This window comes from Nocardioides panacihumi (assembly GCF_039530925.1).
Lineage (GTDB): Bacteria > Actinomycetota > Actinomycetes > Propionibacteriales > Nocardioidaceae > Nocardioides > Nocardioides panacihumi.
In genome coordinates this window covers 285,437-297,865 of record NZ_BAAAPB010000002.1, presented here as the reverse complement: position 1 = coordinate 297,865, position 12,429 = coordinate 285,437, and the positions used below count along the sequence as shown (strand labels likewise).

Sequence of the window (12,429 nt, the reverse complement as noted above, 5' to 3'; positions counted from 1 at the left end):
CACGCCTCGCGGCGTTGCCGGCGCTCGCGCGCACGATTCAGGCTTGAGTGTCTCGTCCACCCAGGGGTGGCCGAGACGCTCGAGCCTTCCTGCGCTGGTGCCCCGGGTGAGATTCGAACTCACACTGAATGGTGTTTGAGACCATCGCCTCTGCCGTTGGGCTACCGGGGCTCGGCGCGCAAGGCTACCGGACCGTGCAGAGCGGTCCGACGTCGCCGTATGGCATGCCCTACCCTGACCCCGTGACCCAGGCGCCCACCTCTCGCCGCACCGTCGTCATCGCCGAGGACGAGGTGCTCATCCGGATGGACCTCGCCGAGATGCTCGGCGAGGAGGGGTACGACGTGGTCGGGCAGGCCGGCGACGGCCAGACGGCGATCGACCTGGTCGAGACACACCGCCCTGACCTGGTCATCCTGGACGTGAAGATGCCGATCCTCGACGGCATCTCGGCCGCGGAGACGATCGCCCGGCAGCGGATCGCGCCGGTCGTCATGCTGACCGCCTTCTCCCAGCGGGAGCTGGTCGAGCGCGCTCGTGACGCGGGCGCGATGGCCTACCTGGTCAAGCCGTTCACGGCCGCCGACCTCGTGCCGGCGATCGAGGTGGCGGTCAGTCGCTTCGCGGAGCTGGCCCACCTCGAGGCGGAGGTCGCCGGGCTGACCGAACGGCTCGACACGCGCAAGGCGGTCGACCGGGCCAAGGGCGTCCTGCAGGAGCAGCTGAGCCTGTCCGAGCCGGAGGCGTTCCGGTGGATCCAGAAGACGGCGATGGACCTGCGGCTCTCGATGCGCCAGGTCGCCGACGGAGTCATCGAGCACGGCCCCGGCATCGCCGGCTCCTAGGCCCACGGACGGGCCCGCGCGGTCGTCGTACGGCGGAAGTGTCCGTTCTCGCCCGCCGCCGCCGAACATCCCGTAACAGGGCGGTCATCCAGGTAACGGATTTGTCAGGATTCCGGACGTACCGGCCGGATGTGTTCCATCCCACTCTCGCGACGGTGTACCTTCCGGCTGCAAGTGGGTGTGTCGAAGACCTCGGGAGGGTCGGGGTCCGCGCGCAGCCACCCCCACATGCTCGTGACGAGTGTCACCAGCACAGAAGGAAGTAGGAACGTCTTGCGACGAAACAAGTGGCTCGGCATCGGTGCCGTAGCGATCTCCGTGGGTCTGGCGGTGTCGGCTTGTGGCACGACTGACAACAAGTCGGGCGGCAGCAGCAACTCGAAGGGCGTCACGGCCAACATCGGCGTCATGGGTGCGCTCTCCGGCGCCAACGCGTCCGTCGTCATCCCGTCGGTCAACGGCGCGCAGATGGCGCTCGACGCCTGGTCGGCCAAGCACCCCGACGACCACATCAAGCTCGTGAAGTTCGACTCCGAGGGCGACCCGGCCAAGGCCACCCCGCTGGCCACCAAGATGGCGACCGACAAGAGCTTCCTCGGTGTCATCGGCGGCGCGTTCTCCGGTGAGACCCGCGCGACGAAGTCGATCTTCGGCGGCGCCGGCCTGACGATGATCAGCCAGTCCGCCACGGCGACCGACCTCACCCTGACGGACCCGGCGCCGACCTTCCACCGTGTCGTCGGCTACGACGAGATCCAGGGCGCGGCGATCGCGAAGTACATCCAGAGCGTCCTCAACGGCAAGAAGGTCTTCGTCGTCGACGACTCCAGCACCTACGGCCAGCCGCTGGCCGACAAGGTCAAGTCGGTCCTCGGCAGCGCCGTCACCGGCAGCGACAAGGCTCAGACCGGTCAGACGGACTTCTCCGCCATCGTCTCGAAGGCGAAGGCGGCCAACGCCGACGTCGTCTTCTACGCGGGCTACGCCGCCGAGGCCGGCCCGTTCCTGAAGCAGCTGCGTGACGGCGGCGTGAAGTCGAAGTTCATCGGCGGCGACGGCCTCTACGGCTCCGACTTCCCGAAGGCGGCCGGCTCGGCCGCCGAGGGCGCCATCGTGACGTGCCCCTGCGTCCCGGCCGAGAAGGTCGGCGGCACGTTCGCCCAGGACTACCAGAAGAAGTTCGGTGAGGCTCCCGGCGCGTACGCGGGCGAGGGCTACGACGCCATGACGATCTTCCTCAAGGCGTTCGAGTCCGGCGCGAACACCCGCGCCGCGGTCGAGAAGTTCGTCGACTCCTACCAGGGTCAGGGTCTGACCAAGACCTACAAGTTCGACGACAAGGGTGACGTGGCCGAGGCCAACGTCGTCGTCTGGGCCTACAAGGTCCAGGGCGGCGCGCTGGTCCCGGACCAGGAGATCTCGCTGAGCTGAAGCCCACGGGCATGTTGATCGGCGGGGCGGTCAGGAGAATTCCTGGCCGCCCCGTCGCGTGGCCCGCGTACGCATGTGTGCGCGGGCCGTGGCCTGACACAAGTTGTTAGAGGGGCTCATGAACTTCCACGAATTGTTCGCCCACTTCGGTGACCTCACCGTCGACGGGCTGACCAAGGGCTCGATCTACGCCCTGGTCGCACTTGGCTACACCCTGGTGTACGGCGTGCTGAAGCTGATCAACTTCGCGCACTCCGAGGTCTTCATGGTCGGCACCTGGACCGTCCTCGGCGCCTACAGCCTGGTGGGTGCCGACGAGGGCTCCGGTGTGGGCCTCATCATCCTCGCGACACTGCTCGCGATCGTCCTGGCGCCGCTGGCCTCGGCCGCGACCGCGCTCACGGTCGAGCGGGTCGCCTACCGGCCGCTGCGCAAGAAGAACGCACCGTCGTTGATCTTCCTCATCACCGCCATCGGTTGCTCGTTGGTGCTGGTGGAGACGTTCGGATGGCTGTTGCACGCGATCTTCGGCCCCCCGTTCGGGCGGGCGGCGGTCAGCATCCCGTCGCTGATCCCGGAGAAGGAGCTGATCTCCAGCACCTGGATCACGGTGTCCAACACCCAGGTCATCGTCATCGTGTCGGCGATCGTGATGATGGTCGGCCTGGACACGTTCGTGAACCGCTCGCGGCTCGGGCGCGGCGTCCGTGCGGTCGCCCAGGACCCCGACACCGCTGCGCTGATGGGTGTCAACCAGGACCGCGTCATCATGCTGATCTTCGTGCTGGGTGGTGCGATGGCGGGCATCGCGGCGTTCCTCTACACGCTGCGCTACGACATCACGAAGTTCGACATCGGCTTCCTGATCGGCGTGAAGGCTTTCACGGCCGCGGTCCTGGGCGGCATCGGCAACCTGCGCGGTGCGCTCGTCGGTGGTCTTCTGCTGGGCGTCGTCGAGGTCTACTCCTCGACGCTGTTCAGCTCCAACTGGGAGGATGTCACGGCGTTCGTCGTCCTCATCCTTGTCCTCATGGTCCGACCCACCGGTATCCTCGGTGAGTCCCTGGCGAAGGCGAGGGCATGATGCCTGAGATGTCAACGCTCTGGAAGCGCGCGAACCTGCGTGACCGCTGGGAGACGTCGCCACTGTGGGTGCGCATGCTCGGCAGCGGCATCCTGCTGGCGATCGCGATCTACCTGCCGTTCGTCAACAGGTATCCGTTCGCCTACATCCGGACCGACCTGTCGACCGGAGGCTCCGACTGGTCGGGCGTGCTGACGACGATCGTGATCTACATGATCGTCGCGACCGGCCTCAACGTCGTGATCGGCATGGCTGGCCTGCTCGACCTCGGGTACATCGGCTTCTACGCCATCGGCGCCTACTCGGTCGCGCTCTTCGGCTCGCCCGACTCGCCGGTGACGAAGTGGTTCGCGGCGCACTTCGGGCTCTCCGAGGGCTGGTCGGTGCCGTTCGTGATCTGTGTCCCGATCGCGATCGCGATCGCGCTCATGGCCGGCGTCATCCTCGGCGCCCCGACATTGCGTTTGCGCGGCGACTACCTCGCCATCGTGACGATGGGCTTCGGCGAGATCATCCGGATCATCAGCCGCAACGCCAACGGGCTGACCAACGGGCCCAACGGCGTCACGAACGTGCCCACGCCACCCGGACCGACGACCGCCACGGGCCAGCCCTTCTTCAACCCGATCGACGGCTACCGGTGGTACTGGCTGTGCCTGGCCATCCTGCTGCTGCTGATCTGGCTCGTACGACGCCTGGAGTACTCGCGCGTCGGCCGATCCTGGCTCGCCATCCGCGAGGACGAGGACGCCGCCGCGGTGATGGGCGTCTCCGGCTTCAAGTTCAAGCTGTGGGCCTTCGCCATCGGCGCCGCCGTCGGGGCCATCGCCGGCCTCCTGTTCGGCAGCAAGCAGCAGTTCGTGGAGCCGACCGGCTTCGCGCTCAACCTGTCCTTCCTGTTCGTCGCGATGGTCGTCATCGGAGGCTCGGGCAACGTGGTCGGCGCCCTCTTCGGTGCCTTCCTCATCACCTACCTGCCGGAGCGCTTCCGCTTCCTCTCCGATGCGCGTCCGTTCTGTTTCGGCGTCGCACTGGTGCTGGTGATGATCCTGCGTCCGCAGGGCCTGATCCCGAACAGACGGCGCGCACGCGAGTTGGAAGACCGCAGGCTGGAGGCAGAGGAGGTGGCCACCGATGACTGAGACGACACATGGCGAGACCGCAGAGGTCCTGCTCGAGGTCGACCACGTAACGCTCCGCTTCGGCGGTGTGGTCGCCCTCAACGACGTGGACTTCCAGATCCGCAAGGGCGAGATCCTTGGTCTGATCGGCCCCAACGGCGCCGGTAAGACGACCTGCTTCAACGCGATGACGGGCGTCTACCGGCCGACCGAGGGAGAGATCCGCTTCGACGGCCAGTTGGTCAGCGGCCTCAAGCCCCACCGGATCACGGCCATGGGGATCGCCCGGACGTTCCAGAACATCCGGCTCTTCCCGGAGATGACGGCGCTCGAGAACGTCCAGGTGGGTGCTGATGCCCGCCACAAGACGAGCGTGCTCGGAGCGTTGTTCAAGCTCTGGCCGCGCGTGCGGATGGAGGAGCGGGACCTTCCGCGCAACGGGTTCAAGCGCGCCTTCTCGAGGACGTTCGGCGTGAGCCGGCACTACGCCGAGGAGCGCGCCGGCCGTCGCGTCGCGATGGAGCTGCTCCGCTTCGTGGGGGTGGCCGACCGCTCGAACGAGCTGGCCAAGAACCTGCCCTACGGCTACCAGCGCCGGCTCGAGATCGCGCGGGCGCTGGCCACCGAGCCGAAGCTCCTCTGCCTGGACGAGCCCGCCGCGGGCTTCAACCCGGCCGAGAAGGAGGACCTGATGGGCCTGATCCGCAAGATCCGGGATCGTGGCCTGACGGTGCTCCTGATCGAGCATGACATGAGGCTCGTCATGGGCGTCACCGACCGGATCGTCGTCCTCGAGTTCGGGTCCAAGATCGCCGACGGCCTGCCGTCGGAGGTCGCCCGCAACCCGAAGGTCATCGCTGCATACCTGGGAGAACCTGATGACGCTGCTTCAGCTTGAGAACGTCGTCCTCAACTACGGCAAGATCGAGGCATTGCACGGGCTCTCGCTCAGTGTCGAGGCCGGCGAGGTCGTGGCGCTGATCGGGGCCAACGGGGCAGGGAAGACGTCCACCATGCGCGCCATCTCCGGGGTCCGCGGGCTGCACGCGGGGCGCATCACCTTCGACGGTGAGGACGTCACGAGGCTCCGGGCCGACCAGCGGATGCGCAAGGGGCTGTGTCTGGCCCCTGAGGGCCGCGGGATCTTCCCGGGCATGACGGTCGCGGAGAACCTCGACATGGGCGCCTACACCCGCAAGGACAGGGCGGCCATCGACGAGGACTTCGAGCGGGTCTTCACGCTGTTCCCGCGGCTCCAGGAGCGGCGCAAGCAGTTCGCGGGCACCATGTCCGGTGGCGAGCAGCAGATGCTCGCGATCGGTCGCGCGTTGATGTCGCGGCCGCGGCTGCTGCTGCTCGACGAGCCGTCGATGGGCCTCGCGCCGATGCTGATCCAGCAGATCTTCAGCATCATCAGCGAGATCAACGAGCAGGGCACGACCGTGCTGGTCGTCGAGCAGAACGCCAAGCAGGCGCTCTCGCTGGCCCATCGTGCGTACGTCCTGGAGACCGGCTCGATCGTGAAGTCCGGCACCGGCGGGGAGCTCCTCGGCGACCCGGCGATCCGTGAGGCATATCTGGGGGTCGCGTAACCCCTCGAGGATGCGTAACCTCATCCCCGGCACCCACCGCGACTCGGGACGAGCGGTGGGTGACGGGGATGGGGGGCTCAACCGGATCGGGAGCTGGAAAGGCAAGGACACATGAGCCGGATCCCTGTGACGCTGCGGGAGGCAGTCGTCGCTGACGCCGCGTTCCTCGTGGAGTTGTGGCACGACTCGGTCCGGCGCGCTGACGTCGCCGAGCAGATCGCCGATCTCGAGGCGATCATCAAGAGCGCAGCGGACTCTGCGGAGCGCCGCGTGCTCATCGCCGAGTACGACGGCCATCGGGCGGGAGCTGTCTACTTCAGGCTGACGACGGTGACGCCGCTCAACCTCGAGCCGGCGCTCCAGGTGCTGCACCCGCACGTCCTGCCGGCGTTCCGGCGGCGTGGCATCGGGCGGGCGCTCATCGAGGCCGCGCTGGTGTTCGCGGAGGAGCGTGGCATCCCGCAGGTCGTGACGGGTGCTCAGGCGGCCTCGCGCGACGGCAACCGCTTCCTCGCGCGCCTGGCGATGGGGCAGCACGCCGTGCTGCGCCTGGCGCCGACCCACGCGGTGCGGGCCAAGCTCAACGCGCAGCTGCCCGCGACGCAGCGCGTGCAGGGCTACCGGCCACAGCGCGTGCTCGCCGTACGGCGCTCGATGCGGCGTACGCAGTCCGCGCGCTGAGGCCCGCTCAGGACGTGCGCAGCGGCACCAGTGCGCAGGTGATGCGCGAGGTGCAGACCCGCTTGCCGCGCTCGTCGGTGATGACGACCTCGTAGGACGCGCTGCTGCGGCCCAGGTGCACGGCGGTCGCGACGCCGGTCACGACGCCGGTCGTGGCCGCGCGGTGGTGGGTGGCGTTGATGTCGACGCCGACCGACATCTTGCCCATGCCGAACGCGTGGATCCCGGAGCCGATCGAGCCGAGCGTCTCGGCGAGCACGACGGACGCGCCGCCGTGGAGGAGTCCGTAGGGCTGGGTGTTGCCCGCCACCGGCATGGTCGCGACGACCCGCTCGGCGGAGATCTCGACGAGCTCGACGCCCATCTTCTCGTTGAGCTTGCCTGCCCCCTCGGGGAGCATGGCGAGGAAGTCCTCGATGGAGATCTGTGCGTCGGGCTGCTCACTCGTCATGGGGGACATTCTGGTGTCGGTGACGACCGATAGGCTCGGCGGGTGCCCGACCAGACCCCCCGGCTGCTGCTCCTCGACGGCCACTCGCTGGCCTACCGCGCGTTCTTCGCCCTTCCTGTGGAGAACTTCACGACAGCCACAGGCCAGCACACCAACGCGGTCTACGGCTTCACGTCGATGCTCACCAACGTGCTGCGCGACGAGAAGCCGACCCACGTGGCGGTCGCCTTCGACCTCTCCCGCCAGACGTTCCGGCTGGAGGAGTACGCGGAGTACAAGGCCAAGCGCAACAAGACCCCTGACGAGTTCAAGAGCCAGCTGCCGCTGATCCAGGCGATGCTCGACGCCTGGCGCATCCCGCACCTCTCGGTCGCGGGCTACGAGGCCGACGACATCATCGCGACGCTCACCACGCAGGCCCTCGACGCCGACATGGAGGTGCTGATCCTCACGGGCGACCGTGACTCGCTCCAGCTGGTCACGGAGCGCTCGACGGTGCTCTACCCCATGCGCGGCGTCTCGGACCTGGCCCGCATGACGCCCGCCGCCGTCGAGGAGAAGTACGGCGTCCCGCCGGCGCGCTACCCGGAGCTGGCTGCGCTCGTCGGCGAGGACAGCGACAACCTGCCCGGTGTGCCCGGGGTCGGCCCCAAGACGGCCGCGAAGTGGATCGTGACCTACGACGGCCTCGACAACGTCGTCACCCACGCCGACAAGATCACCGGCAAGGCAGGGGAGAACCTCCGCGCCCACCTCGGCGACGTGATCCGCAACCGACGGCTCAACGCGCTGGTCCGCGACCTTCCGCTCGAGGTCGGCCCTGCGGGCATGGCGCTCAAGGAGTGGGACCGGCAGGTCACCTTGGAGCTGCTGGACGAGCTGGAGTTCCGCGGCGAGCTGCGGACCCGCATCTTCGACACCCTCGGCCCCGCGGAGGAGCCTGTCGCCGACGCCGGTTTCGACCTGGCGGGGGAGACGCTGGCGCCCGGCGCTGTCGCCGGCTTCCTGGCGGGTCTCGGCACCGACCCGGTCGCCGTGCACATCCGCGGCGCCTGGGGCTCGGGCACGGGTCGCATCGACGGGATCGCGTTCGCGTCCGAGTCGCAGGCGGCGTACGTCGACGTGGCCGGGCTCGGCCCGGACGACGACGCTGCGCTCGCCGGCTGGCTGGCCGACGCCGGCCGGCCGAAGGTGATGCACGACGCCAAGGGCCCGTTGCTCGCGATCGAGGCGCACGGCTGGCGGCTCGAGGGCCTGGCCACCGACACCGCCCTGGCGGCGTACCTCGTGCAGCCCGACCAGCGCTCCTACGACCTCGCCGACCTGACCCTGCGCTACCTCAAGCGCGAGCTGCGCCACGAGGCGGAGGGTGACCAGGCGGCCCTGTTCGACGATGGCGAGGACATCGCGGCCGCCGCGATGCTGCACGCCCGCGCCGCACTCGACCTGTCCGTCGCCCTGGCCGACCAGGTCGAGCGGGCGGGCGGCACGCGGCTGCTGACCGACATCGAGCAGCCCCTGCTCGGGATGCTGGCGCGGATGGAGCAGACCGGCATCGCGGTCGACACCGAGCACCTCGAGGACCTCGAGCGCCACTTCGCGGCACAGGTGCGCCAGGCCGCCGACGACGCGTACGCGGTCATCGGCAAGGAGATCAACCTCGGCTCGCCCAAGCAGCTGCAGGTGGTGCTCTTCGACGAGCTCGATATGCCGAGGACCAAGCGCACGAAGACCGGGTGGACGACCGACGCCGACGCGCTGCAGCAGCTGTACGTGAAGACGGAGCACCCGTTCCTGCTCCACCTGCTCCGACACCGCGACGTGACGCGGCTGCGGGTGACCATCGAAGGGCTGCTGAAGACGGTGGCCGGCGACGGGCGGATCCACACGACGTTCAACCAGACGATCGCCGCCACCGGCCGGCTCTCGAGCACCGAGCCGAACCTGCAGAACATCCCGATCCGCACCGAGGAGGGCCGTCGGATCCGGGAGGGCTTCGTCGTCGGCCAGGGCTCGGACGGCCAGCGGTTCGAGTCGCTGATGACGACCGACTACAGCCAGATCGAGATGCGGATCATGGCGCACCTGTCGCAGGACGCCCTGCTCATCGACGCGTTCAAGTCCGGACAGGACTTCCACACGATCACCGCGCAGCGCGTCTTCGGCGTCGAGGTGGTCTCCCCGGAGCAGCGGGCCAAGATCAAGGCGATGAACTACGGGCTGGCGTACGGGCTGTCGGCCTTCGGCCTCTCCCAGCAGCTCGGGATCGAGCCGGGCGAGGCGCGGGGTCTGATGGAGGAGTACTTCCTGACCTTCGGCGGCGTGCGCGACTACCTCGCCGGTGTCGTGGACGAGGCGCGCAAGTCGGGCTACACCGAGACGATCATGGGCCGCAGGCGCTACCTGCCCGACCTCACCAGCGACAACCGGCAGCGGCGTGAGGCCGCCGAGCGGATGGCGCTGAACGCGCCGATCCAGGGCTCGGCGGCCGACCTGATCAAGGTCGCGATGCTCGACACCCAGCGCGCGATCGACGAGCAGGGGCTGCGCTCACGCGTGCTGCTGCAGGTCCACGACGAGCTCGTGCTCGAGGTGGCCGCGGGGGAGAGGGAGGCACTCGAGTCGCTCGTGCGCGAGCGGATGGGTGGCGCCGCGGACCTGCTCGTGCCGCTCGACGTCTCGGTCGGCACCGGGCGCAGCTGGTTCGACGCCGCTCACTGAGCGGGGGTGTCGTCCCGCATCCGCCAGAGGCTCAGGGCGAGCAGGACGGCGAGCAGGACGGCGTCGGTGACACAGACCAGGCTCAGCAGCGCGGTCACGGAGGCGACCTGCAGGCCGCCGACCACGACGACGATCACGGCGACCCAGACGAGGTAGGCCGACCGATGGCTCTGCCGCGCCAGGACCGAGTAGATGAGGAGCTGGAGCGACGACAGGATCGTCCCCAGCAGGGCGAACAGCCAGAGCTGGTCCTCGACAGGTGCGTACTCGGAGCCGCCGATGAAGATCATGGCGACACCGGAGAGCACGATCGAACCTGCGATGCAGATCAGCCCGAGGACACCGACCAGGGCCAGGCTCCAGAGCAGTGCTCGCCGTCGCTCGTTCGCGCTCGTCATCGCAGGGAACGCGATGACGGTGACGAACTGCGGCAGGAAGAGCACCGCCTTCGTGAGGATGAGACCACTGGCGTAGAGGCCGGACTCGGTGTCGCTGAGGACGTTGCGGGCGATCACGATGTCGACGTTCGACAGGGCGAAGAACGCGAGCAGGGCGAACGAGCCGTGCCAGGTCTCGGCCAGCACCGCGCGGGTCTGGTGCGGCGCGTCGGCGGCACGCTTGTTGCCTCGCAGGGCCAGCCAGCCGACCACGACCGGTGCGAACCAGGCGAGCGTGACGGCCGCGATCGCGGAGCCTTCGGTCGGCCGGACGACGAGGGCGACGGTGCCGATCAGGATGCGCGGGACGCCGACAGCGAGGTACACGAGCGCCAGCGGCGCCCAGCGGCGCTCGCCCTGCAGGATGCCAGCCTGGGCGCCCATGACCGTGAGCGGGATCGTCCCCAGCGCCAGGAGCAGCGCGGGGTAGATGCTGTCGAGCCGCAGCACGCGCTCGAGCACCGGCGACAGCGCCAGCATGATGGCGCACAGCACCAGCGAGGCGCGGTACGCGATGTGCAGGATCGCCCTCTCGACGCCTGCGACGTCCTTGGGCTCGGTGGCGATCCGTCGCGCCGCCGTGGCCTGGAGGCCGAGCTGGAGCACCGCGACGACCAGCGCGACGGCGAGCAGACTGGCGAGGCCGCCGTACTGGTCGGGGCCCATCAGGCGCGCGGCGACCATCTGGAAGCCGTACGTCGCGATGTTCATCACCACGATCGCGATCGCGATGACGCCGCCGCCGTCCAAGAGCCTCTTGAGACGCGACGGTGGGAGCGCGGCGGTTGTCACGAGGGCTGAGCCTAGTGGTCGCCCCGACGGTGACGGGGTCTGCCCGCGAGTGGAGTCGGAGCGCTCATCGGCGCTGGAGTGGAGGCTCACGGACCGTCGGGGTCCTCCACCTGGACCCGCCTGCCGGCGAGCACATCGGAGAGGACGTGGGCGAACGACTCCCGCGAGTGCGCCCAGGAGAACGTGCGTGACATCTCGAGCGCACCGGCCCCCAGGCGCTCGCGCAGCTCGCTGTCCTCCAGCAGCCGGCGGGTAGCCTCCGTCATCTCCGCCGCATCGAGGACGAGGAGACCGGATCGCTGGTGGGCGATCGACTCCCGCGTCCCGCCAGCGGAGGCATAGGCGACAGTCGGTACGCCGTGCGAGCCCGCCTCGCCGATCACCAGGCCCCAGCCCTCCTTGATCGAGGGGAGCAGCATCACCCAGGAACGAGCCAGGATCTCGTGCTTGCGTTGTTCGGACACGAAGCCCTCGAAGGTGACCACGTCGCCGACCCCGGCCTCGGCGGCGTATTTGTAGAGGTCGTCCTCCCACCAGCCGGTGCCGACGATCGACAGGCGGACATCGGGATGCCCCTCCCGGAGTGCGGCGACGGCGTCGATCGCGTGCTCGATCTGCTTGTGTGGCACCAGCCGGCTGACGACGACCAGCGACGGGTGCTCCGTCTTGGCGACGTGGGTGACCGGCGGAGTCGCCGTGCCGTTGTGGACGACGGCGATCCGACTCTTCGAGACACCGAGGTCGATCAGCTCGTTGCGTGTCGCCCGCGAGACCGCGATGTACTGGCTGCGACGGTAGAGGAACGGCGCGACGCGGCGCTCGATCCACCAACCTATCTTTCCGAGCAGTCCCGGGAAGATCACCGGCCACTGCTCGCGGTGCACGTGGTGGACGAGCACGACGACGGGCTTACGCGTGCCGAGCCGGGTGAAGAAGGGGAGCCCGTTCTGCACGTCGACGACGAGGTCGATGCGACCGAACCGGCGGCGCAGCAGGGCCCAAAGGCCGAAGAGGTAGATCTCGAGGTGGTTGCCGCGACGCATGTAGCGGACGCCGTCGACGACGTGGTCGGAGGGCGCCTGGTCGTGGGCAGCACAGAAGATCGAGACCCGCGCCCCGTGGTCCACCAGACCGCGGGCCATCGTCTCGACATATCGTTCTGAGCCGCCACCCTCGGGGTTCTTGGTGTCGCGCCAGTTGAAGAACACGACATGGCGACCCTCGAAGGATGCGGGACCGAGGGCCTGCACAGGACGAGATGCTACCCACGAGTA

General features: G+C 68.7%; 11 protein-coding genes and 1 tRNA gene. 8 read left to right on the top strand and 4 right to left on the bottom strand.

The genetic code is table 11. The annotated features are described in order from the left end of the window. Nucleotides 1-95 precede the first annotated feature (95 nt). Nucleotides 96-171: transfer RNA gene (locus ABD205_RS10550), tRNA-Leu, on the bottom strand. A 71-nt stretch (nucleotides 172-242) separates the two neighbouring features. Between ABD205_RS10550 and ABD205_RS10545 the strand changes: the two genes are divergently transcribed. The 7 genes from ABD205_RS10545 to ABD205_RS10515 all read left to right on the top strand — a co-directional run bounded on the left by ABD205_RS10545 (nucleotide 243) and on the right by ABD205_RS10515 (nucleotide 6,754). Further along, a complete protein-coding gene (locus ABD205_RS10545; protein ID WP_425572813.1) occupies nucleotides 243-845 on the top strand; it encodes an ANTAR domain-containing response regulator in 603 nt (200 codons plus the stop codon). A 273-nt stretch (nucleotides 846-1,118) separates the two neighbouring features. Then, nucleotides 1,119-2,276 (top strand): branched-chain amino acid ABC transporter substrate-binding protein, encoded by a 1,158-nt coding sequence (locus ABD205_RS10540; RefSeq protein ID WP_344044764.1) that lies wholly within the window; start codon nucleotides 1,119-1,121, stop codon nucleotides 2,274-2,276. A gap of 118 nt (nucleotides 2,277-2,394) precedes the next feature. Then, entirely contained in the window at nucleotides 2,395-3,360 is a 966-nt protein-coding gene (locus tag ABD205_RS10535) for a branched-chain amino acid ABC transporter permease (RefSeq protein ID WP_344044763.1), read from the top strand. An 8-nt stretch (nucleotides 3,361-3,368) separates the two neighbouring features. Then, entirely contained in the window at nucleotides 3,369-4,502 is a 1,134-nt protein-coding gene (locus tag ABD205_RS10530) for a branched-chain amino acid ABC transporter permease (RefSeq protein WP_344044762.1), read from the top strand. Then, a complete protein-coding gene (locus tag ABD205_RS10525) occupies nucleotides 4,495-5,379 on the top strand; it encodes an ABC transporter ATP-binding protein (RefSeq protein WP_344044761.1) in 885 nt (294 codons plus the stop codon). The genes ABD205_RS10530 and ABD205_RS10525 overlap by 8 nt, the downstream gene beginning before the upstream one ends. Continuing rightward, nucleotides 5,360-6,073, top strand: a complete 714-nt coding sequence (locus ABD205_RS10520; protein WP_344044760.1) for an ABC transporter ATP-binding protein — start codon at nucleotides 5,360-5,362, stop codon at nucleotides 6,071-6,073. Before ABD205_RS10525 ends, ABD205_RS10520 begins: the two co-directional genes overlap by 20 nt. A 111-nt stretch (nucleotides 6,074-6,184) precedes the next feature. Next, nucleotides 6,185-6,754 (top strand): GNAT family N-acetyltransferase, encoded by a 570-nt coding sequence (locus tag ABD205_RS10515; RefSeq protein WP_344044759.1) that lies wholly within the window; start codon nucleotides 6,185-6,187, stop codon nucleotides 6,752-6,754. A gap of 7 nt (nucleotides 6,755-6,761) precedes the next feature. Here ABD205_RS10515 and ABD205_RS10510 read toward each other — a convergent pair whose 3' ends face one another. Then, nucleotides 6,762-7,205 (bottom strand): hotdog fold thioesterase, encoded by a 444-nt coding sequence (locus ABD205_RS10510; RefSeq protein WP_344044758.1) that lies wholly within the window; start codon nucleotides 7,203-7,205, stop codon nucleotides 6,762-6,764. A 42-nt stretch (nucleotides 7,206-7,247) separates the two neighbouring features. Here ABD205_RS10510 and polA point away from each other — a divergent pair, with 42 nt between their 5' ends. Further along, entirely contained in the window at nucleotides 7,248-9,926 is a 2,679-nt protein-coding gene (gene polA, locus ABD205_RS10505; RefSeq protein ID WP_344044757.1) for a DNA polymerase I, read from the top strand. Here polA and ABD205_RS10500 read toward each other — a convergent pair. Both ABD205_RS10500 and ABD205_RS10495 read right to left on the bottom strand, forming a co-directional pair. Next, the gene (locus ABD205_RS10500) at nucleotides 9,920-11,155 is read right to left on the bottom strand and encodes a lipopolysaccharide biosynthesis protein (RefSeq protein WP_344044756.1); all 1,236 of its coding nucleotides are present in this window, start codon (nucleotides 11,153-11,155) and stop codon (nucleotides 9,920-9,922) included. The two genes, polA and ABD205_RS10500, sit on opposite strands and share 7 nt — an antisense overlap. Before the next feature lie 86 nt (nucleotides 11,156-11,241). Continuing rightward, nucleotides 11,242-12,405 (bottom strand): glycosyltransferase family 4 protein, encoded by a 1,164-nt coding sequence (locus ABD205_RS10495; RefSeq protein WP_344044755.1) that lies wholly within the window; start codon nucleotides 12,403-12,405, stop codon nucleotides 11,242-11,244. Nucleotides 12,406-12,429 lie beyond the last annotated feature (24 nt).